The organism is Mycobacteriales bacterium (genome assembly GCA_035504215.1).
Taxonomy (GTDB): Bacteria; Actinomycetota; Actinomycetes; order JAFAQI01; family JAFAQI01; genus DATAUK01.
Genome location: DATJSI010000127.1, coordinates 1 through 21,003, shown reverse-complemented (window position 1 = coordinate 21,003; position 21,003 = coordinate 1). Strand labels below are relative to the sequence as shown.

The following is a 21,003-nucleotide window of genomic DNA, read 5'->3' as shown; positions in this document are numbered from 1 at the left end:
GTCACGCTCATTGCAACACGCGGCTCGCCCCGGGCGTTCCCGCCCCACCCGGCGGTACGGTCCGGAGTGTGGCTTCCCCTTTCGTCGAGGTCGAGGTCGGCGACCGCACGGTCAAGTTGACCAACCCGGACCGGGTGTACTTCCCGGCCCGTGGCGAGACCAAGCTCGACCTCGCGCACTACTACATGTCGGTCGGCGAAGGCATCGTGCGCGCGCTTCGCGACCGTCCGTGCATGCTGCATCGCTATCCCGAGGGAGTCGGCGGCGAGAAGATCTACCAGAAGCGGTTGCCGAAGGGCGCACCCGAGTGGGTCGAGACCGCCGAGGTCAGCTTCCCGTCCGGGCGCACCGCGGATGAGCTGTGCGTCACCGAGCTTGCATCTGTGGTCTGGGCGGTGCAGATGTCGACCGTCGAGTTCCATCCCTGGCACACCCGCAGACCCGAGGTCGAGATGCCCGATGAGCTCCGCATCGACCTCGACCCACAGCCGGGCACCGACTTCACGGATGCCAAGCGGGTAGCCGTTTTGGTTCGCGAGGTGCTTGCGGACATCGGCGCGAGCGGCTGGCCGAAAACCTCCGGCAACCGCGGCGTACACGTCTACGTACGCATCTTGCCGGACTTCGGCTTTCGCGAGGTACGCCGGGCCGCACTCGCCTTCGCGCGCGAGGTCGAGCGGCGCTCGCCGGAGGAGGTCACCACGGCGTGGTGGAAGGAAGAACGTGGTCCCCGCATCTTCCTCGACTACAACCAGAACGCGAAGGACCGCACGATTGCCGCGGCGTACTCGGTGCGCGGCTTCGACTACGGACCGGTGTCCGCGCCGGTCACCTGGGACGAGCTCCCGGACGTCGAGACCGCGGACTTCACGATCGCGACGATGCCAGAGCGGTTCGCACGCCTCGGTGATGTCCACGCCGGGATCGACGACGTACTGTTCGACATCCGGCCGCTGCTCGAGTGGGCCGAGCGCGACGAGCGTGACCGTGGACTCGGTGACGCGCCGTACCCGCCTAACTACCCGAAAATGCCCGGCGAGCCGCCTCGGGTGCAGCCGAGCAAGATGAACCCGGCCAACTGGCCCAAGGACGCGCCGCAATGACGTCCCTGCCGTCCTCGCGCATTCCCGACCCGCTCGATGCACCCGCGATCCGATGAGGAGTGCTTGCGCCCGGCGGCATCGCGCGGGACTGGACCGCCGCCCTGCACGCGCGAACCACATCGCGGGTGGTCGCGGTCGGTTCGCGCTCGCTGGTACGTGCAGAGGCTTTCGCGTCCGACTTCGACGTGCTGCGTGCGCACGGCAGCTACGAGTCGCTGGTTGCCGACGACCACGTCGATGCGATCTACATCGCCAGCCCGCACTCCGAGCATCACGCCCACGCGCAGCTGGCACTCGACGCCGGAAAGCCGGTGCTGGTCGAGAAAGCTTTCACGCGCAACGCAATCGAGGCGGAAGCGGTCATCGATTCGGCGCAGGCACGCGGGTTGTTGGCCGTCGAGGCGATGTGGACCCGGTTCCTGCCACACGTCGATGTCGTCCGCCGGTGCCTCGAAGATGGTCTGCTCGGTCAGGTGAGAGCGGTCGACGCCGACCACGGCCAACGGCTCTACCCCGACGGCCCGCGGCGGCTCGCTGATCCTGCGCTCGCCGGCGGCGCGTTGCTCGACCTTGCGATCTACCCGGTCTCCTTCGCGCATCTCGTGCTCGGGGGCTTCACCGCGGTCCAGGCGCTGGGCGTGCTTGCCGAGACCGGCGTCGACGCAAGCGAGACGGTTGCGGTCACCGGACCGGATGGCGGGATCGGCACCCTGTCCTCGACGATGCTCGCGAACACTGCGTGCGCTGCGTCCGTCTCGGGCACGTCGGCGCGGCTGGAGATCGACGGCTGGTTCTACCAACCCAGCACCGTGCGGTTGATCGACGGCGATGACCGAGAGATCGACCGGTACGAGTCGGCGAGCCGCACCCACGGGCTCGCCTACGAGGCCGCGGAGTTCGCGCGACTCCTGGCCGAAGGCAGAACCGAGTCCGACTTGCTTCCGCTCACCGAGACGCTGCGCATCATGCAAGCCCTCGACGAGGTCCGTCGCCAGCTCGGCGTCCGCTTCCCCGGCGAGGACTGATCTCCCGGCAGTCAAATTCACCCGCTCGGGTCAGCCGCAATGCTTGACTCGTCGTTCAGTCAGTGTGAGGGTTGCGCGTTACGCCGCCTTGCCGCCGCTCAAGCGTTGCGGCAGGGCGGCCCCGGCCGCCGCGCATCCAGTAGCAAGCGGCCGGGGCCTTGGTCGTTCACCGAGAAGGACTGGGCGAGCGACCCGCGACCGACGATAGCCCTGCCTCATCCGGTTACTGATAGTCAAACGACGACTCGCCTGCGGCGGAATCAGTCGTTTTTGCATGGAGTGGGCGACACGCGACACGGATCCGCGCGCATTGGTGTGAACGTGCCACGATGCGGGTACCAGCATAAATGTCACGCCCTGGACCTTGAGTGCGACGTTTCGGTTCCGGTTGGTTGTGTCTGACCGACCGGAACCGTCATGTCTGGGGGTCCTGCGCGTGCGCTGTCGTTGCCCGTTGCGTGCACGCCCGGGAGGGGCCGGCTGTGGTGGAGTCACGGGATAGGTTGCTGACCCCCGGTGAGGTCGCAACCTTGTTTCGAGTTGATGCGCGAACGGTGACCCGATGGGCTGCCGAGGGTCGGGTGAAGAGCATTCGTACCCCAGGCGGCCGGCGCCGCTTCCGCGAGTCCGACATCCGAGAGCTGTTGCGCGAGGACGGCGCGGGCAGCTTCCGGGCCGACGACGCCGAGGCCGCCGGCGGCTGAGCGCCGGCACCGGTGCGCGGGCGCGAGCCCGCCACTCGGGCTACTGCGCGCATGCCGCGCTTCGCCGCCGAGGCGGAATCTCGTGACTTTTGCGGGCGAATGGGCCCAAACATGCGGCAGGGACGCGCTCGCCAGGTCCAACCTCCGGGGGGAGGGGTTGGACGAGCCGGATCGGTAGCTACACCGACGAACGCGCCCTGCAGCGTTAACTGAATCGGGTGAACCTGAAGAGCCGCTGAAACTGCGGTCTCAGGATTGCAGCACGTCGCGGAAGGCGAAGGTCAGCGGGCGCTCGAGCTGCTCGAAGGTGCACGAGCGCGGGTCCCGGTCGTCCCGCCAGCGGCGGAACTGCGCGGTGTGCCGGAACCTCGACCCTTCCATCTGGTCGTAGGCGACCTCGATCACCCGCTCAGGGCGCAGCGGCTCGAACGACATGTCCTTGCCGGCGTTCCACCGGTTCGGGACGCCACCCGGACCGAACTCGTTACCCGCCCACGGGTGGTCGTCCGCGGCGCCGGCGCGCAGCGGCGCGAGCTCCTCGACCAGCTCTGCGCGCCGCTTCATCGGGAACGACGCCGCGACCCCGACATGGCGCAGCTGGCCACTCTCGTCGTACAGACCGAGGATCAGCGAGCCGACGATCGGCCCGCTTTTGTGCCAGCGGAAGCCGGCGAGGACGCAGTCCGCGGTCCGGTCGTGCTTGACCTTGAACATCACCCGCTTGTCCGGCTGGTAGGGCAGCCGCAACGGTTTCGCGACGATGCCGTCGAGCCCGGCACCCTCGAAGCGGACGAACCAGTCACGAGCCACCTCGTCGTTGTCCGTTGCCGGCGTAACGTGCACGGTCGACGTCGAGGTGATCGCCTTGAGCAGCTTGGCCCGCCGATCCGAGAACGGCGCGCCCATGAGCGAGTCGTCGCCGATCGCCAGCAGGTCGAACCCGATGAACTCAGCCGGCGTCTCGTCGGCGAGCCGGCGCACCCTCGACTCCGCCGGATGGATGCGCTGCTGGAGCGCCTCGAAGTCGAGCCGGCCGTTCTGCGGAACCACGATCTCGCCGTCGACGACGCATCGCTCGGGCAGCGCCACCTTGACCGCGTCGAGGATGTCGGGGAAGTAGCGGGTCATCGGCCGTTCGTTGCGTGAGCCGATCTCCACCTCGTCCCCGTCGCGGAAGATGATCGAGCGAAAGCCGTCCCACTTCGGTTCGTACAGCAGCCCGCCAGGAACGTCGGCGGCCACCGGCACGGCCGGCACGGCCTTCGCCAGCATCGGCGCGATCGGCGGCATCACCGGGAGGTCCACGGCTGCCATCCAAGCAGGCTTTCCGAGCGGTCACGACGATCAGAACCCGCTCGTGCCGTCCGGGGTGCCCCAGCCGGTCGGACCGTCCCAGCCACGGCGCGCCGTGCACCACTGCTCGGTCGAGCAGGTCCCGTTGCTGCCGCCGGTCACGTCGTGCAGCCCGGAGTGGTGCGACCACAGGTAGCTCGCGCCGTCGCCGGTCTGCGTCTCGTTGCCGGCGAGGGCGTAGACGCCGGCGATGATCGGGGACGAGGCGCTGGTCCCGCCGAAGGTCAGCCAGCCGCTCGTGTTGTCGAACGCGTAGCTGTCGTAGACCGCGACCCCGGTCGCCGGGTCCGCGACCGCGGACACGTCTGCCTCGGCCCGGCCGGAGCATCCGGTCGTGGCCGCCGGTTGCCAGCTCGCGATGTTCAGCGTCGAGCATCCGCTGCCGGAGTTCGACCAGGCGCTCTCGCTGAAGCCGCGTGCGGCGCTCGACCGCCTGAGCGTCGTACCTCCGACCGCCGTGACCCACTTGGACGACGCCGGGTACGCGACGCCGTAGCCGCTGTCCCCGGCCGACGCGACCACGGCCACGCCCGGGTGGTGGTAGTACCTGCCGTAGCTGCGGTCGGAGGCATCGGGCCCGCCGTAGCTGTTGCTGACTGCGCTTGCCCCGAGCCGTACGGCGGTGTCGACGGCAGCGCCGAGGTTCGCCATGGAGGCGCTGTCCGCCTCGACCAGCAGCACGTGGCAATGCGGGCAGACGGCGGACACCATGTCGAGGTCGAGCGAGATCTCCTGACCCCAGCCGCCGTCCGGGTCCGGGTAGTCGTGTCCGCCGGTCTGGTCGACCTTGCGGAAGCAGCCGTTGCTCGTGGCGCACGCGGGCAGTCCGTACTGCGCGCGATAGGTGGCGAGGTCTCGTGCGGCATCGGGGTCGTCGTAGGCGTCAACCACGGCGACAGTCTGGCCGGAGCCTGCGCTGGCGGAGGGCAACGAGTACGCCGCCTGCAGGTCGGACGGCCCGTACCCGATCGGTGAGCTCTCATGGCGCACCCGGCCGCGGTGCAGGTGGTCGACCCTGATCGCGAAGCAGCGCGAGCGCGCACGGTGCGCGTGTTTGCACACGCTGTGGTCCTTCGTCGTCGCCTTCGCCGCGACCGTGCGCGACTCGTGCGGTGCGGGTGAGGCACCAGCGACGGCAGCCGACAAGAGTCCGGCTACGGCCAGAAAAGGGATGAGCAGAAGTTTGCGTCGGTGCACGACAACGACCTCCGGGTGGGACAACATGACCGGACCACGGTCGCGGCCGGTCCGGGAGCCCGGGCCGGAAATCGGCCGGCGGTGGATATCGGGCCAGCGGGCGTCGGCTGTGGGGGACGGAGGCGCCGAACAGCGTGGGAAGGACAACAGTGAGCAAGCAGCATCGCTTGAGCGGTCGGCAGGTCACGGTCATCGTCGTCGCGGTCTGCGCAGCGGTGGTGCTGGCTCCGGTCGGCGTCTTCGCCGCGAGCCACTCGACGTTCTCGCTCGCCGACGGTAAGCATCCGTCCCGCCTGGCGACCGTCACGAAGACCGGCGCGCAGGTGGTGACGGTGAGCGGCACTCCGAAGGTCCACCTCAGTGGTACGTCGACCGTGACCGCCGTACCCGGCGTGCCCGGCAAACCGTTCGCCGCGAGCGCCACAACCGCGAGCGACACGGTCTCGGTCGATGTCCCGTCCGGGTCGCACGCGGTCGTGCAGACGGTGAGCGTGAAGATCACGGTCGACAACAGCGTGACCGTTGCCGGCGCCGAGCTCACCTACACCCAGGGCGGCGTGCTCGAACGCATGGACTTCCCCACCACGATGATCGAGAAGGGCACCGGCTCCGACGACAACATCTTCGGCACGACGATCCCGGTCGCGATCTACCCGGATCCCGGGTCGTCGGTGAGCGTCCTGCCGCAGTACGACTCCGCCGATCTGGCCGACACCCAGCTCACCGTGAGCGGCTACACGACCTCGTAAGGGTGTGAACCGCTCGGGCTCAAGCGACCTTCGGCGTCGCGCGTTCGACGATCGCTCGCGCGCTCACGCCGGTCGGCATCGTTCCGAACGTGTGACCCCAGTCGCCGCCCAGTCGTGACGCGCAGAACGCATCGGCAACCGCCGGGGGAGCGAAGCGCACCAGCAACGAGCCCTGCAACGTCAACGCCATCCGTTCCACCAGCCGTCGCGCTCGGGCCTCGATCTCGGTCGACTCGGCGAGGTCACGGTCCAGCTCGTTGATCGCGTGGTCCAGCCGCGGGTCGGCTCCGACCGCGAGCGTGAGCTCGTCACGGAACGCCTCCCACACGCCGGGCTCGCGACCCAGCGCGCGCAGCACGTCGAGGGCGTTGACGTTGCCGGACCCCTCCCAGATCGAGTTGAGCGGCGCCTCGCGATAGATCCGTGCCATCGGGAAGTCCTCGACGTACCCGTTGCCGCCCAGACACTCCAGCGCTTCCGCAGCGACCGCGGTCCCGCGTTTGCAGACCCAGTACTTGCCGACCGCGAGTGCGAGCCGCTTGAACGCGGTCTCATCGTGGTCGATCGCGGCCGCCAGGCGCACCATCAACGTCGTCGCGGCCTCCGACTCGACCGCGAGATCCGCGAGCACCGCGAGCATCAGCGGCTGGTCGACCAGGTGCCGGCCGAAGGCCATCCGGTAGCGCGCGTGATGAGTGGCGTTGGCTACCGAGGCCCGCATGATCGTCGCCGACCCCAGCACGCAGTCGAGCCGGGTCATCGACACCATCTCGATGATGGTCGCGACGCCGCGCCCTTCCGCACCGAGGCGCCAGCCGACGGTGTCGTCGAACTCCGGTTCGCTGGACGCGTTGGACCGGTTGCCGAGCTTGTCCTTCAGCCGCTGGATCCGGAACGGGTTTCGCTCACCATCGGGCAGAACGCGAGGTACGACGAAACACGTCAGGCCGCCCGGCGCCTGCGCGAGCACGAGGAACAGGTCGCACATCGGCGCCGAGGTGAACCACTTGTGTCCGCTGAGCCGGTAGGTGCCGTCGGCGACCGGCGTCGCGACCGTCGTGTTGCTGCGAACGTCAGAGCCGCCCTGCTTCTCCGTCATACCCATGCCGGCCAGGCAGCCGGCTTTGTCGGCGGGGACTCTCAACAGCGGGTCATAGTTCAGCGACGTCAGCCGCGGGATCCACTCGGCCGCGAGTACTGGATCGGCGCGCAGGGCAGGCACCGCAGCGTGTGTCATCGAGATCGGGCAACCGTGGCCGCCTTCGGTGTGGCCCCACACCGCGAAGCCGGCTGCGCGCGCGACCTGCGCACCCGGACGCGGGTCGCGCCAGGGCGACGCATGCAGGCCCGCGCCGACCGCCACCGACATGAGCGAGTGCCAGGCGGGATGGAACTCGACCTCGTCGATCCGGTTGCCGTACCGGTCATGCGTGACGAGCCTCGGCGGGTTGGTGTTCGCGAGCCGGCCCCACTCCTGCGCCTCCGGCGTACCGGCGCGGCGGCCCAGGTCGGTCAGCTGCTCGAGCGCCCAGCCGGCCTCGTGCCGCTCCACGCCCTCGACCAGCGCGAGGTCACTGCCGAACACGTCGTACTCGGTCAGAGGCGGCGGCTGGTTGGCCACGTCGTGCGTCGACGCCATCCCTCCAGTGAAGCGCAATTAACGTATCGAGGCGTTGCCCACGATCGCTGAATGCCCGCCCGTCTGTTGCCGGACCTCTACGGTTGCCGGGTGAGATCGCTGCCGCGGCTGTTCTGGGCCGCCGCACGACGGTCCTGGCAGGACCGTGTGCTCGGTCTCGCGGCCGAGGCCGGGTTCTGGCAGCTGCTCTCGCTACCGTCCGCCCTGCTCGGGATCCTCGGCGTGATCGGCTTCTTCAACGGCCTGCTCGGCCGGGGCAACCTCGATCACCTCCAGCGCTCGATCGACAACGCGATGGCGAGGGTCATCGTCCCGAGCGCGGTGCACTCGACGATCGAGCCTGCCCTGCACCGCATCCTGTTCGGCGGACGCGCCGACATCGTGTCGATCAGCTTCGTCGTATCGCTGTGGACCGGGTCCTCGGCGATGGCGACCTACGTCAACACGATCACGATCGCCTACGGCCTGCGCAACCGGCGGAGCGCGGTGCGCAGCCGGCTGCTCGCGCTGAGGTTGTACGTCGGCTTCGTCCTCGCGACGATCGTGTTGCTGCCACTACTCGCCCTCGGTCCGTCCGAGATCGTCGACATCTTCCCCGACCGCTGGCACCACGTCGTCCACCTGATCACGGAGATCGGCTACTGGCCGGTCGCGGTGCTCGTCTCGCTTTCGTTGCTCGCGACGCTGTATCACCGCGCGGTCCCGCTGCGCATGCCGTGGCGGCGGGCGCTGCCAGGAGCGGTCACTGCGGTGGTGATGTGGGTGGTCGGTTCGATCGTCCTGCGCGCCTGGCTGGAGTTCGCCTTTCGCCGTACCGCGACCTATGGTCCGCTGTCCGCCCCGGTCGCCGTGCTCGGCTTCCTGTACCTGACCGCCCTCGCGATCCTCTTCGGCGCCGAGCTCAACGCCGAGATCGACCGCACCTGGCCAAGGCCGGAAACCGAGGCCCTGCGCGATCCGGAGACGCTCCCGGCTTAGGCTGACCCGTCGACGGAGTACGTCGTCGAGATCGCAGCGACCTGGAGGTTGGAATGGCCGGCGAGTCCACCGGTGGGCACGGCGCCACGCCCGTGGTCTGGGTCGCGACCGCGATGATGATGGTCGGCGTCGTTGTCGGCGGCATCGCGCTGATCGAGTGGATCTGGCCGATCTTCTGGATCGGCGTCGGCATCACTGTGGCCGGAGGCGTCGTCGGCTACTTCGGACGGATCATGGACATGGTGACCGAGTACGCCCCACCCACGCCGGAGACCACCGAGCCTGGCTAGAGCCGCCGGTACATCACGTGCAGGCCGACCAGCCCGTGCGTCGCGTGGTCGAACGCGTCCGGCACGGTGCCGATGATGTCGAAGCCGAGTGCCTGCCAGAGCGTGACCGCGGCGATGTTCGTCTCGACCACGGCGTTGAACTGGATGCCGTGATAGCCGGCTCGCTCCGCCCACTCGACGACGTACTCGCCCAGAGCCCGGCCGACGCCCCGGCCGTGCACGTCCGGATCTACCATGAAGCTCGCGGTTGCGATGTGCGCGCCGCGGCCCGGCCGGTTCGGGCCCATGCTCGCCGTGCCGACCAGCCGCTCGCCGTCCTTGGCCACGACCGTGTGTCCCGGCGGGCTCATGACCCACAGCTCGCGCGCCTGCTCGGAGCTCAGCCCGAGCGGGTAGGCGTAGGTCTCACCGGCCTCGACGATCCTCGTGAAGATCGGGTAGACCGCCGGCCAGTCCGGGCCGGCGATGGGTTCGATCGTGACTGCCATGGATCTCATTCTGCGGTGTTGTCGACCAGTCGCAGCCGCCAGACGTCCGGCACGGCAAGGACCGCCAAGGTGGGCGCAAGGATCATCACGACCACCGCCCAGGTCGCCGCATGCACCCCGCCGAAGGCGCTCGAGAACGTGCCGGCGAGCGCGAGCCCGGCGGGCACGAACGCAATCGAGCCGAGCCAGTCGTAGGCGGACACGCGAGCCAGCGTCGCCGGCGGGATGTGCTGCTGGAGCGCGCTCGTCCAGAGAATTGCGAAGACCTCGGCGCCGACCCCCTCCACGACCGCCGCCGGTGCGATCGCCGCAAGGGGCGCCCCTGCCGCGAGCAGAGCGAGGGTACCGACGGTGATGGCGATGCCGAGCGTCGCGACCACCATGGGCAGCCGAGGCCGGTAGCGCAGCATGACGAGCCCGCCGAGCACGCCGCCGATGCCGATGGCGGCGTTGATCACGCCGTACGCCGCCGGCCCGCCGAGGTCGGCCTTCGCGATGATCGGCGCGTAGACGAGGAAGCCTGCCGAGAAGGCGAAGTTGACCACCGCGAACTGCACGACGATTGCCCAGACCCAGGTCCGCGAGACGAACTCCCGCCAACCCTCGCGAAGCTCGGCCCACACGCCGGCGGCCGCCGCAGTCGGCGGCAGCGCGCTCATCGCGCGGATCAGCATCGCGGCGACCAGGAAGCTGACCGCATCGATCACCAGTGCCCATCCCGGGCTCGCAGCCGCGACCAGCGCGCCGGCGAGCGCGGAGCCGCCGATGGTCGCAGAGTTGCGCACGATGCTGGACAGCGCATTCGCGCTCTGCAGCAGGTCATCGGGCACGACCTGAGGGATCACTCCCACCGCAGCGGGCGCGGACACCGCAAAGACCGCGCCGTTGACCGCGGCGATGGACGACAGGCTCCAGAGCGCCCCGCTGCCGGTGAGGAACAACGCGGCGATCGCGGCCTGCGTGCAGGCGGACGCGACGTCCGTCCAGACCAGCAAGGTACGGCGGGAAACGCGATCGCCCCACGCCCCGCCGAGCAGCATGAACGCGACCTGCGCCACGGTGCGACACGCCAAGACGATGCCGACGTCCTGTGCCGAGCCGGTGGCGTCGAGGACGCCGAAGGCCAGCGCGACGTTGGTGAAGGCGTTGCCGACGACCGAGACCGAGTTGGCGGCGAACAAGAGCCGGAAGTCGCGGATCCGCAGGACCGCGCCCCGTGCCACGACGCCCGATCCTGCCGCAGTGGCTCGCCCGCCGCCGCCGAATTTCCGGGCGCCTCGGAGCAGGCTCAGCGCCGCGGGTTCAGCGCCGCGGGTTCAGTGCCGCAAGTTCAGTGCCAAGCGCCGTGGGACCGCTAGGGGAGCTCCTTGTAGTCACCGGAGCGCGGGTGTGGGTCGTCCTGCTCCTCGACCGACTCCGGGAAGACGTAGACGCCGTCGACCTTGGCGAAGTCCTCACTGCTGCCCTCGAGCGCGTGCTCGTGCGGAACGATCACGCCCTGGGCGTTGCCCGGCGTACCGAGCGCTGGTCGCTCTCCGCGGGTGGTCGGCTGCTGCGCCGGCTCGGTCGTCGGCTCTGGCTCGTCACGTTGGTCCTCGGTGCGGCTCACGGTTGGGGGGATACCCGACTGCGGCCCGGCGTACGCCCTGCGCCGGTCCACCTGATCAACGCGGCCGAGGACGATTCGGGCCTTTCGGCCCTGTCTGCGTCCACCCATCAGCGGGCAGACTCTGCGGATGGCCTGGTTCTTTCGCGCCCTCGAGCAGCCCGACGGGCAGTGGGTCTGCCGTCGGGGCCGCGCCGACATCGACGCGCACCCCACGCTTGAGCACGCGATCGAGCACCTGCGCGAGCTGGCCAGCGACGCCCAGCCCGCGCAGCTCGTCATCCACCGGCTGGACGGCAGCGCCGAGCCGCGGGGGCCGCTCGTCCCGGAGGGCTATTCAGCCGGCTGAGCGCAGGCTCGGCGCGTCCCGGTAGCCCATGTGCCGGATTCGCGGGCCGGCCTGCGACCCGGTGCCCCAGCCGGTGACCTTGAACCACTCGCAGGTCGGCTGCCCGGGGATCAGCAGGTCGTACTCGTCGCCCACTCGCAACGACATCGGGTTGAAGTCCTCCGCCGGGCGGACAACACCGTCGGGGGTCAGGATGTACTGAGGATTCACCGGTTGAGCTTTCCTTCCCGCCGATCCGATCCGGACTGGGGAAGGAGCCGGAAACGTTCCGTCGCCGAGGATGGCATAGCCGTTTCTTGATCGCCACCACATCCGGCACGCGTGTCCGAGGTGAGGGTGGTTGTCCTGACTGCTGACGGCCCGTTTCAGCACACGTCGCTGGCCGCGCGTTGACGTTTACGGCCTTCCAATGCCCAATGGTCCGGTTTGCCGCCAACGTTGTGTGCTGAAACGGTCAGCGACCGGCCGCCGCCGCGCGAGCCGCCGCTTCGTCGTCGTACCCGCGGATGTCGCTCACCCGGCCGCCGGTGACGGTCAGCACTTGCCACCGGTCGAAGCCCTGGCCGTCGTCGGCGGAAGTGACGGTCATCGCGACGAGGATCTTGCGGTCGTACGTCGTGACCTCGTTGACCGTCGCTCGACGGCCCTCGGCGCGTCCGCGGGAGTACCAAGCGAGCACCTGCTGGCGGTTCTGGCACGGTGGTGACGGGTCGCCCGGCTCACCCCAGGTCACATTCGGGTCGAGCAGCTCGGCGTACTGCTCGAGATCCGCGCCACTCAAGGCCGTTCGAAGCTTGTCCGCCAACCCGGCGAGAGCTTCCTCGTCCATGTCGGCACTATCTCGCTTGCCCGGCAAGGACGCAGCGCCCTCGTCCGGCGGACCGGGCCGGTGACCCGGTCGCGAGCTCAGCATCGCGCTGTTCGTGGCGGCGTACCGCCGACGACGGACCGGCCCGCCACCGGGCACCACATACCTCTTGTTGGATACGAGCTCACCGAACCCGAGCCCGCGCGACTAGGACTATCTCCAGGGAGAGTTCGGCACCTCGTCGCTGAGGAGGCGCTGGATGTCAGAGGCGAGAAACCGCCACTTGCCGTTACGGGTGTAGGTGCCGGGCAGCCGCCCTACGGATGCCCAGTAGGTCACGGTTCTCACCGGGACCCGGAGCAGGCGGGCGACCTTGCGCGCCGAGAGCTGCGCATCGGCGGGCTTGGTCATGGTCCACCGTCCCGGTCGCCAAGATCGAGTACTACCCCTAGTAGTACTCGATCTTCCTGAAGGATCTTCCGCGATTCCTGAACGCAGAGGTGACGTTGGCCACGTAGCGGTGGATACAACTACGCCGTGACGCCTCCTTGGCTGGTCGGTAGCGGCCGACCCGAGAAGCTGCAATGCACCGTTCGATCTGTTTTCTCCGTCTGCCAGGTGAAGTGAGCTAGGACATGGTCGTCGTGCGGCGCTTTCTCGGACGGCGTGTAGTGCGCGCGTCGCGACAAGGTGTGGCGCGGCCCGCTCGCACCGAGTCGAAAGGTCAGACGAATCTCGCCGTAGAAGGGCCGCTTGGTGACAGACACGCCTCTAATGATCGCCGTCGGGTGGCCGCCTGGGTTCAAGCCGCAATTGACGAGCGCAAGAAGGACGCCGTCATGATGAGCGAGCAGCGATGACGGCGTTGGTGTCGGAGCGGGTGCCGTGTGGGAAGGCGCTGCACTGGGAGCCGCCGCGTGGCAGGCGGTCAGAACGACGAGTAGCAGACTGATCGCCGCTGCACGTGCGGCGGCTGTCATGCGTCAACCGTAGAAGATGAGGGCGGCTGCTGTCCGGACTATCGCGCCCCGTCAGCCCTCGTCGTCGGCGACGGGTGTCCGGTCGTTGTCGAGGGGGTGCGGATGCTGAGCAGCTTGCGCGACAAGGCGGCCGGCTACGTCGCGAAGCTTGATGTGAAGCTCCTGGGAAAGCTTGACGAGCAACCGGAAGGCGGCATCCGGCTGTAGCCCGTAGCGGGCCATCAGCAGTCCCTCTGCGCGCCCGATCGTCAGCCGAGTGTCTAACGCCTCGTGGAGCCCTTCGATCTCGTGCTGCAGGTCCTCGGCCCGGCTGGCTGCGAAGTCTCGGTCGGCTGCCGCACGTTGACGTTCTTCGCTTGCCGCCTGCCGGGATCTGGCGGAGCGTCGCCGGTCGTCGAGTGAGTCCGCGCGATCACCGGCCGCGAGATCACGGTCCGAGCCGGCGGCGAACCGATCCAGCGCCCCGGCGTCGCGGTCATCGTCACGCGCGCGGGCCCTGCGGTCACGGAACGACCCGACCACGTCCCGAGCAAATCCGGCGGCGTCGCGCTCTCTGGCCTGTGCGTCGTAGGCATCGGCGAGACCGTTGCGTTCGTCGGCAAGCTTGTCGCGTTCGTCAGCGAAGGCGCGCAACTCCTGCGGCGTCGGCTCACCGGCCTGTGCCAGTTGCTCGCGTTCTCGCAGGACCTCCTCGGCCTCGTGCAGCGCTAGCTGCCACGCGTCCAAATCCCGCGCACACACAGCGCAAGGATACGGCCCGAATACCGGCGCAGGCCGGGGGTAAGGAGGGCACAGGAGTCACCGACCCGGTGATGGACTAGCAAAGCACCGCTAGTCCGGGCTTCGCGTCAGCCGAACGTTGAGCGCCTCCGGACCCGCCGACGAGGCGGTTCCACGGTGGTCAGGCGTACGTCGCGCGGTTGTGCCGGCTGTTTCGTCTGGCCCGAGGACCGGACGCAGCTTGTGACGGAAGAAGATCCACACGAGGAGACACCGGAAAGCGACATCGATCCGGTGCTCGATCCTCTCCTTGGGCGGCTTGCTCGCTACGTCGCTGAGCACTCAACCGGCGCTGGCGATGTCATCCCTGCCGGACATCCCCCGCCGAGTCCGGCCAGCCTCGATGACGTCGGTGTCGCGCACGCGATCGACGGCGACGGTACCGCCCTGTGCAGACCAGGCCTGCGGCTCGAGCAAGTGGACGGCTACTACTGGGACGACGTACCGAGCGAGCAACGTTGCCTCAGCTGCGCCGCCGTCCTGATGTCCAACGGTCACTGACGTTCGCCCGCGAGACCCGGCTCAGGAGCCGGCCGGTGCTTCTGCTGGTGGGCGGTACAGGACTTGAACCTGTGACCTCTTCCGTGTCAGGGAAGCGCGCTAGCCAGACTGCGCCAACCGCCCGTTCGGTGTTGCGAGGCGGGAGCGGGAATCGAACCCGCGTACAGGGCTTTGCAGGCCCTTGCCTAAGCCACTCGGCCATCCCGCCTGGATAGTGCAGTGGGGCGCCCCGAGAGGCGCCACCGAGCGGACGACGGGATTCGAACCCGCGACCCTCACCTTGGCAAGGTGATGCGCTACCAGCTGCGCTACGTCCGCGCGCCCGAGGCGCCAGACCGCCTCCTCGGTGCGCCGCCGATGTTACAGGAGCGCCGGGCATGCGAGCATCGCCCCGTGGTGCTCCCGCAGCAGGATCGGCGCTGGCCGAAGGCCTCCGACTGGCTGGCGGCCGGGCCGGGAGAGCGACCGGTCGATCTCGCCGTTCTCGGCGTTCCGGCCTTCGCCACCTCTCTGTCCCAGAGCGGCGCCCACGCCACCCCCGGAGCGGTACGCCGGGCGCTCGGCCGGTTCTCGACGTGGTGTGCGTCGCGCCGGCTCGACGTGGCCGAGATGGTCGCGCCGTGGGACCGCGGCGATGTCGCGGACCCCGACGTACCGGTCGAGGGCGAGTGGCGCGTGCGCACGGCGGCCGAGACCGCGGCGGCGAAGTCTCGCCTGCTGCTCACGATCGGAGGCGACAACTCGTTGAGCTACCCCGTGATGGCGGGCGCGTTCGGCGACGACCTGTCGGCCGCCGGCCTGGTCACGCTCGACGCCCATAACGACCTGCGCGACGGGCGGAGCAACGCGACACCGGTCCGGGACCTGATCGAGGCCGGCCTGCCCGGCGAGCAGATCGTGCAGGTAGGCATCGCGGACTGGGCCAACAGCAGGTCCTATGCCACCGAGGCACACGCGCGCGGCGTGACCGTGATCGGCCGGGGCGAGGTCGCCGGTCGGGGGATCGGCGACTGCCTGCGCGAGGCGTTCGAGATCGCCGGCGCGGGTGGCGGCGACATCTACGTCGATCTCGACCTCGACGTGTGTGACCGCTCGGTGGCGCCGGCCTGCCCTGGGGCGGTTCCCGGCGGGCTGTCGGCTGCGGAGGTGCTGCAGGCGGCGTTCCTGTCCGCCAACTCCCCCCGGGTCCGCGCGATGGATATCGCCGAGGTGGACGCGACCCGTGACGCGCCAGACGAACGCACGATCTCCCTCGCCGCGATGTGCCTGCTCGAGGTCGCGGCCGGACTGGCGCTACGGAACGACTCGTGACGGTTTGGGTCAACGGAGTGCTGGCCGAGCCCGGCGCACCCGTGCTGCGCGCCGACGACCACGGCGTGACCGTCGGCGACGGCATCTTCGAGGCCACCAAGGTCGTCGACGGCCGGCCGTTTGCTCTCACCCGCCACCTGCGCCGCCTCGAACGCTCGGCCAGAGGCATGGCGCTCGAGGTCGACCTCGACGTCGTGAGAGCGGGAGTCGAGGCGGTCCTTGCGGTCGACGACCTTCCACACGCGCGGCTGCGGATCACCGTGACCGGCGGCCCGTCGCCGTACGCCACGACTCGAGGTGAGACCGGCCCGACGATCATCGTCGCGACCTCGCCGCTGGCCGAGTGGCCCAGCCATGCTGATGTCGCGATCGTCCCGTGGCGCCGCAACGAGCACAGCGCCACCGCCGGACTCAAAACCACGTCGTACGCCGACAACGTCATCGCGCTTCGGTACGCGCACGAGCGAGGTGCGAGCGAGGCGATCCTCGCCAACACCGCCGGCGAGCTCTGCGAGGGCACCGGCTCGAACGTCTTCGTCGGGATCGGCGGCCGGCTCTACACACCGCCCGCCCGCACCGGGTGCTTGCTCGGCATCACCAGGGACCTGGTGGTCGAGTGGCTGGGCGACGTCGTCGAGGAGGCGACGCCGGTAGGGGTGTTGGCGACGGCGGACGAGGCGTTTCTGACGTCGAGCACACGCGACGTCCAGCCGATCCGCCTCGTCGACGGCACGGCGCTGCCGGCATCGCCGGGTCCGCTGACCGCTCGGGCAATCGAGGTGTTCGCAGCTCGCAGCATGGAGGGGGAGCCATGACCGTCGTCGTCACGCCCGCACCGCTGACCCCGGAGGAGGTCATCGCGGTCGCCCGCGCGGACGCCGAGGTCGTCATCTCCGATGAGGCGCTCGCGGTGATGGCGAGCAGCCGTGCGCATGTCGAGGAGCTCGGCGAGTCCGAGGTGCCGGCGTACGGGATCTCGACCGGCTTCGGTGCGCTCGCCACCACCGAGATCCCGTTCGAGCGCCGCCGCGACCTTCAGCGGTCCCTGGTGCGCTCGCACGCGGCCGGGACCGGCGCGCCGGTCGAGCGCGAGGTCGTGCGCGCGATGCAGCTGCTGCGGCTGCACACCCTCGCGACCGGCCACACCGGGTCGCGGCCGCTGCTCGCAACGACGATCGCCGCGATGCTGAACGCCGGCGTGACGCCGGTGGTGCCGGAGTTCGGGTCGCTCGGCTGCAGCGGGGATCTCGCCCCGCTCGCCGCGTGCGCGCTCGCGATGATGGGCGAGGGCGAGGTGCACGACGAGTCCGGGGAGCCGGTCGACGCTGCGGTCTCCCTGCGCACGCACGGGATCGAGCCGGTCGTCCTCGAGGAGAAAGAAGGCCTCGCCCTGCTCAACGGCACCGACGGGATGCTCGGCATGCTCGTCCTTGCCAACCAGGACCTGGGCGGCCTGGTCACCGCGGCCGACCTCGCTGCCTCGATGAGCATCGAGGCGCTGCTCGGCACCGATCGGGTGTTCGCCGCCGACCTCCATTTGCTACGCCCGCAACCCGGTCAGGCGGCGTCGGCGGCCAACATGCGGGCGATCCTCGCTGACTCCGCCATCGTCGCTTCCCACCGCGGGCCCGACGACACCCGCGTGCAGGACGCCTACTCGCTGCGTTGTGCTCCGCAGGTGGCCGGCGCCTGTCGGGACACCCTGGACCACGCCCGCCGGGTTGCCGGATACGAGCTCGCGTCCGCGATCGACAACCCGGTCGTTCTGGACGACGGCCGGGTCGAGTCCAACGGCAACTTCCACGGCGCCCCTGTGGGGTACGTCTGCGACTTTCTCGCCATCGCCGCCGCCGATCTCGCGTCGATCTCGGAACGACGTACGGATCGCATGCTCGACCGCCATCGGTCGCAAGGGCTGCCACCGTTCCTCGCTGACGACCCAGGAGTCGACTCGGGACACATGATCGCGCAGTACACCCAGGCCGCCCTGGTGAACGAGTGCAAGCGGCTGGCGGTGCCCGCGAGCGTCGACTCGATCCCCTCGTCGGCGATGCAGGAGGACCACGTGTCGATGGGGTGGTCGGCGGCCCGCAAGCTGCGCCGGGCGATCGACCTCGCCGGGCGGGTGGTGGCGATCGAGATCCTCACCGCCGCGCGGGCGATCGACCTGCTGGCACCGCTCACGCCCGCGCCGGCGACCGCAGCGGTGATTGCTGCGTTGCGCGAGTCCGTTCCCGGACCGGGTCCCGACCGTCACCTTGCCCCGGAGATCGCCGCCGCGGTTGTCGGGGTCCGTAGCGGTGAGTTCGTCGCGGCCGCTGAGCAGGTGACCGGCCCGCTGGCCTGATCCCGGCGGGTGCGCCGCCCGCGTTCGCTGGCGTAACCTCCGCGACATGGATGGTGCACGCGTCGTCCGCGCCCCGCGCGGAACCCAGCGAACCGCGCACTCGTGGGGAGCCGAAGGCGCCCTGCGGATGCTGCACAACAACCTCGACCCGGAGGTCGCCGAGCGGCCGGACGATCTGGTCGTGTACGGCGGATCGGGGCGAGCCGCGCGCGACTGGCACTGCTTCGACGCGATCGTCGAGTCCTTGCGCACGATGGCGCCGGACGACACGCTGCTGGTGCAGAGCGGCAAGCCGGTCGGCATCGTCCGGACCCACGAGATGGCACCGCGCGTCCTGATCGCAAACTCCAACCTGGTGCCGAAGTGGGCGACGCCAGAGCACTTCCGCGAGCTCGAGGACCTCGGCCTGATCATGTTCGGTCAGATGACCGCGGGCTCGTGGATCTACATCGGCACCCAGGGCATCCTCCAGGGCACTTTCGTGACCTTCTCCGAGGTCGCGAACAAGCACTTCGGCGGCACGCTCGCCGGCCGATGGGTGCTGACCGCCGGGCTCGGCGGGATGGGCGGTGCGCAGCCGCTCGCGGTCACCGGCAACGGCGGAGCGGCGCTCTGCATCGAGGTCGACCCGAGCCGGGCCCAACGGCGGCTCGACCACGGCTATCTCGACGAGATCGCCGACTCGCTCGAAGACGGCCTGGCCCGGGTACAGGCTGCGGCCAAGGACCGCCGCGCGCTGTCGGTCGCGGTCGTGGCCAACGCCGCGGACGTGCTTCCCGACCTGGTCGCGCGCGGCATCGTCCCTGACGTGGTGACCGACCAGACCAGCGCCCACGACGCGCTGAACGGCTACGTGCCCAACGGCATGACCGTCGACGAGGCGCTCGAGCTCCGTCGTACCAAGCCCTCGGAGTACGTCGAACGCGCGCAGCAGGCCATGGCCGTGCACTGCCAGGCGATGCTCGACCTGCAGAAGGCGGGCGCCGTGGTGTTCGACTACGGCAACGGGTTGCGCGGGCAGGCTCGCGATGTCGGCGTCACCAACGCTTTCGACTACCCGGGCTTCGTGCTGGCGTACATCCGGCCGTTGTTCTCGCGTGGCGCGGGGCCCTTCCGCTGGGCCTGCCTGTCGGGTGACCCGGCGGATCTGGCCGCCACCGACCAGGCCGTGATGTCGGCCTTCCCGGACAACGACGACCTGCAACGCTGGATCCGGTTCGCGGCGAAGAACGTGAAGGGCGAGGGGTTGCCGGCCCGGATCTGCTGGCTCGGGTACGGCGAGCGCCACCAGGCCGGCCTCGCGTTCGACGAGCTGGTCGCGCGCGGCGCGATCACCGCACCGGTCGTCATCGGCCGCGACCATCTCGACGCCGGCTCGGTGGCCAGCCCGGAGCGCGAGACCGAAGGCATGCGGGACGGCACGGACGCGGTGGCCGACTGGCCGTTGCTCAACGCCCTCGTCAACACGTCGTCCGGTGCCAGCTGGGTCTCGATCCACCACGGAGGCGGCGTCGGTATCGGCAAGTCGATCCACGCCGGGCAGGTCGTCGTCGTCGACGGCAGCGAGCTGTCGCGCCGGCGGGTGGAGCTGGTGCTCACGAACGACCCGGGCATGGGGGTCATCCGGCACGCCGATGCCGGCTACGACATCGCGCTCGACACCGCACGGACGGTGGGGATCCGGATGCCGCTCGAGCCGGGCACGCACGCGCCGGCCTGGCAGGAGTGACCCACTCGGCCGGTCTGGTCGTGCGCCGGATCGGCCGCCTGACCACGTGGGCACGGCCCCGCCTCGTCGATGCCGCCGTCGTGATCGGCGCCGGCCGGGTCGAGTGGGTCGGGCACGACCGCGACCTCCCGCTGGGTCTCGAGGACCGGCCCGAGCTGGACGCGGCAGGCGCGGCGGTGATCCCGGGCTTCGTCGACTCTCACACCCACGCGGTGTGGGCCGGCAGCCGGCGCGACGACTTCGTCGGACGGCTCGAGGGTGGTGGCTACAGCCCGGCCGGGATCGCATCGACGGTCGCCGCCACCCGCGCTGCGTCGTACGACGAGCTGGTCGGGCTGGCCGCCGGCCGGCTGGCCGCGATGCGGTCGCGCGGGACGACGACGGTCGAGGTCAAGAGCGGGTACGGCCTGACCGTCGACGCCGAGACCACGTTGCTGTCCGTAGCCGTTGCCGCCGCCGATGCCGCCGGTGTCGACTGCACGACGACATATCTCGGTGCGCACGTCGTCCCGCCGGACCGCGACCACGCGGAGTACGTCGACGAGGTGATCGCGACGCTGCCGACCGCGGGAGAACGCGGGGCCCAGTGGTGTGACGTCTTCTGTGACGAGGGCGCGTTCACCGTTGACGACGCCCGGCGGATCCTCACGGCGGCCATCAGCGGCGGGCTCGGCGGCCGTATCCACGCGGACCAGCTCAGCCACACCGGCGCGGCGGCGCTGGCGGCCGAGCTCGGATGCGCAAGTGCCGACCACCTCGACCACGTGTCGGAGGGCGATGCGAAGGCACTGGCCGCGACCGGCGTGGTCGGCGTATTGGTGCCGGTTGCCTCGCTCTACACCCGCAACGGCCGGTGGTCACACGCCGCGGTGCTGCGCGAGGCAGGAGTCACGCTCGCGGTTGCCACCGACTGCAACCCGGGTACGGCGTGGTGCGAGTCGATGCCGTACGCGATCCAGCTCGCCTGTCTCGAGATGGGGCTCGGAGTCGACGAGGCGCTTGCTGCCGCGACGCTCGGGGGAGCGAAGGCTCTGCGGCGCGACGACATCGGCCATCTCGGCGTCGG

The 21,003-nt window shown here is 69.9% G+C and carries 24 protein-coding genes and 3 tRNA genes; 13 read left to right on the top strand and 14 right to left on the bottom strand.

Features of this window, described 5'->3' with window-relative positions; translation table 11 throughout:
- Positions 1–68: 68 nt before the first annotated feature.
- The 3 genes from ligD (at position 69) to VME70_14860 (ending at position 2,832) form a co-directional block, all read left to right on the top strand.
- Positions 69–1,103 carry a non-homologous end-joining DNA ligase gene (ligD, locus tag VME70_14870; protein HTW21479.1) on the top strand — a complete coding sequence of 345 codons (1,035 nt, stop codon included), beginning with the start codon at positions 69–71 and terminating at the stop codon, positions 1,101–1,103.
- A 59-nt stretch (positions 1,104–1,162) separates the two neighbouring features.
- A complete protein-coding gene (locus VME70_14865; protein HTW21478.1) occupies positions 1,163–2,128 on the top strand; it encodes a Gfo/Idh/MocA family oxidoreductase in 966 nt (321 codons plus the stop codon).
- Positions 2,129–2,610: 482 nt separating this feature from the next.
- Positions 2,611–2,832 (top strand): BldC family transcriptional regulator, encoded by a 222-nt coding sequence (locus tag VME70_14860; GenBank protein HTW21477.1) that lies wholly within the window; start codon positions 2,611–2,613, stop codon positions 2,830–2,832.
- A 249-nt stretch (positions 2,833–3,081) separates the two neighbouring features.
- On the opposite strand, the gene VME70_14855 is transcribed toward VME70_14860, so the two are convergent.
- Both VME70_14855 and VME70_14850 read right to left on the bottom strand, forming a co-directional pair.
- A complete protein-coding gene (locus VME70_14855; GenBank protein HTW21476.1) occupies positions 3,082–4,137 on the bottom strand; it encodes an ATP-dependent DNA ligase in 1,056 nt (351 codons plus the stop codon).
- A gap of 39 nt (positions 4,138–4,176) precedes the next feature.
- Positions 4,177–5,382: a S53 family peptidase gene (locus tag VME70_14850; GenBank protein ID HTW21475.1), complete on the bottom strand. Its 1,206-nt coding sequence runs from the start codon at positions 5,380–5,382 to the stop codon at positions 4,177–4,179.
- 167 nt (positions 5,383–5,549) lie between these two features.
- Here VME70_14850 and VME70_14845 point away from each other — a divergent pair, with 167 nt between their 5' ends.
- Positions 5,550–6,131 carry a hypothetical protein gene (locus VME70_14845; GenBank protein ID HTW21474.1) on the top strand — a complete coding sequence of 194 codons (582 nt, stop codon included), beginning with the start codon at positions 5,550–5,552 and terminating at the stop codon, positions 6,129–6,131.
- Between the two features lie 19 nt (positions 6,132–6,150).
- Here VME70_14845 and VME70_14840 read toward each other — a convergent pair whose 3' ends face one another.
- Entirely contained in the window at positions 6,151–7,770 is a 1,620-nt protein-coding gene (locus VME70_14840) for an isovaleryl-CoA dehydrogenase (GenBank protein HTW21473.1), read from the bottom strand.
- Between the two features lie 90 nt (positions 7,771–7,860).
- Here VME70_14840 and VME70_14835 point away from each other — a divergent pair, with 90 nt between their 5' ends.
- Both VME70_14835 and VME70_14830 read left to right on the top strand, forming a co-directional pair.
- Complete coding sequence (locus VME70_14835; protein HTW21472.1) at positions 7,861–8,748, top strand: YihY/virulence factor BrkB family protein; 888 nt, start codon at positions 7,861–7,863, stop codon at positions 8,746–8,748.
- A 53-nt stretch (positions 8,749–8,801) separates the two neighbouring features.
- Positions 8,802–9,038, top strand: coding sequence for an HGxxPAAW family protein (locus VME70_14830; protein HTW21471.1), 237 nt, complete (start codon positions 8,802–8,804; stop codon positions 9,036–9,038).
- Here VME70_14830 and VME70_14825 read toward each other — a convergent pair.
- The 3 genes from VME70_14825 to VME70_14815 form a co-directional block, all read right to left on the bottom strand.
- Complete coding sequence (locus tag VME70_14825; protein HTW21470.1) at positions 9,035–9,526, bottom strand: GNAT family N-acetyltransferase; 492 nt, start codon at positions 9,524–9,526, stop codon at positions 9,035–9,037. The genes VME70_14830 and VME70_14825 overlap by 4 nt on opposite strands.
- Positions 9,527–9,531: 5 nt before the next feature.
- Entirely contained in the window at positions 9,532–10,749 is a 1,218-nt protein-coding gene (locus VME70_14820; GenBank protein HTW21469.1) for an MFS transporter, read from the bottom strand.
- 131 nt (positions 10,750–10,880) lie between these two features.
- Positions 10,881–11,135 carry a hypothetical protein gene (locus VME70_14815; protein HTW21468.1) on the bottom strand — a complete coding sequence of 85 codons (255 nt, stop codon included), beginning with the start codon at positions 11,133–11,135 and terminating at the stop codon, positions 10,881–10,883.
- A 127-nt stretch (positions 11,136–11,262) separates the two neighbouring features.
- Between VME70_14815 and VME70_14810 the strand changes: the two genes are divergently transcribed.
- A complete protein-coding gene (locus VME70_14810; protein ID HTW21467.1) occupies positions 11,263–11,481 on the top strand; it encodes a DUF2188 domain-containing protein in 219 nt (72 codons plus the stop codon).
- Here the strand turns inward: VME70_14810 and VME70_14805 are convergent.
- From VME70_14805 to VME70_14785, 5 genes are all read right to left on the bottom strand, one after another.
- The gene (locus VME70_14805) at positions 11,470–11,691 is read right to left on the bottom strand and encodes a hypothetical protein (protein HTW21466.1); all 222 of its coding nucleotides are present in this window, start codon (positions 11,689–11,691) and stop codon (positions 11,470–11,472) included. The genes VME70_14810 and VME70_14805 overlap by 12 nt on opposite strands.
- Before the next feature lie 244 nt (positions 11,692–11,935).
- The gene (locus VME70_14800; GenBank protein HTW21465.1) at positions 11,936–12,310 is read right to left on the bottom strand and encodes a nuclear transport factor 2 family protein; all 375 of its coding nucleotides are present in this window, start codon (positions 12,308–12,310) and stop codon (positions 11,936–11,938) included.
- 192 nt (positions 12,311–12,502) lie between these two features.
- Positions 12,503–12,700: a helix-turn-helix domain-containing protein gene (locus VME70_14795; GenBank protein HTW21464.1), complete on the bottom strand. Its 198-nt coding sequence runs from the start codon at positions 12,698–12,700 to the stop codon at positions 12,503–12,505.
- Positions 12,701–12,819: 119 nt separating this feature from the next.
- Complete coding sequence (locus tag VME70_14790; protein HTW21463.1) at positions 12,820–13,269, bottom strand: hypothetical protein; 450 nt, start codon at positions 13,267–13,269, stop codon at positions 12,820–12,822.
- Positions 13,270–13,320: 51 nt separating this feature from the next.
- The gene (locus VME70_14785) at positions 13,321–14,010 is read right to left on the bottom strand and encodes an ANTAR domain-containing protein (protein ID HTW21462.1); all 690 of its coding nucleotides are present in this window, start codon (positions 14,008–14,010) and stop codon (positions 13,321–13,323) included.
- Positions 14,011–14,232: 222 nt separating this feature from the next.
- Between VME70_14785 and VME70_14780 the strand changes: the two genes are divergently transcribed.
- Positions 14,233–14,550: a hypothetical protein gene (locus VME70_14780; protein HTW21461.1), complete on the top strand. Its 318-nt coding sequence runs from the start codon at positions 14,233–14,235 to the stop codon at positions 14,548–14,550.
- A 45-nt stretch (positions 14,551–14,595) separates the two neighbouring features.
- Here VME70_14780 and VME70_14775 read toward each other — a convergent pair.
- From VME70_14775 to VME70_14765, 3 genes are all read right to left on the bottom strand, one after another.
- A tRNA-Val gene (locus tag VME70_14775) sits at positions 14,596–14,673 on the bottom strand.
- Between the two features lie 13 nt (positions 14,674–14,686).
- Positions 14,687–14,758, bottom strand: a tRNA-Cys gene (locus VME70_14770).
- 37 nt (positions 14,759–14,795) lie between these two features.
- Positions 14,796–14,868: transfer RNA gene (locus tag VME70_14765), tRNA-Gly, on the bottom strand.
- On the opposite strand from VME70_14765, the gene VME70_14760 reads away from it, so the two are divergent.
- The 5 genes from VME70_14760 to hutI all read left to right on the top strand — a co-directional run.
- Positions 14,842–15,861 carry an arginase family protein gene (locus VME70_14760; GenBank protein ID HTW21460.1) on the top strand — a complete coding sequence of 340 codons (1,020 nt, stop codon included), beginning with the start codon at positions 14,842–14,844 and terminating at the stop codon, positions 15,859–15,861. The genes VME70_14765 and VME70_14760 overlap by 27 nt on opposite strands.
- On the top strand, positions 15,858–16,676 hold the full coding sequence (locus tag VME70_14755) for an aminotransferase class IV (protein ID HTW21459.1): 819 nt from the start codon (positions 15,858–15,860) through the stop codon (positions 16,674–16,676). The genes VME70_14760 and VME70_14755 overlap by 4 nt, the downstream gene beginning before the upstream one ends.
- Complete coding sequence (hutH, locus tag VME70_14750) at positions 16,673–18,208, top strand: histidine ammonia-lyase (protein ID HTW21458.1); 1,536 nt, start codon at positions 16,673–16,675, stop codon at positions 18,206–18,208. The genes VME70_14755 and hutH overlap by 4 nt, the downstream gene beginning before the upstream one ends.
- Positions 18,209–18,254: 46 nt before the next feature.
- A complete protein-coding gene (hutU, locus tag VME70_14745) occupies positions 18,255–19,937 on the top strand; it encodes a urocanate hydratase (protein ID HTW21457.1) in 1,683 nt (560 codons plus the stop codon).
- The coding region (gene hutI / locus VME70_14740) for an imidazolonepropionase (GenBank protein HTW21456.1) at positions 19,934–21,003 on the top strand (1,070 nt) is incomplete at its 3' end. The genes hutU and hutI, both read left to right, overlap by 4 nt.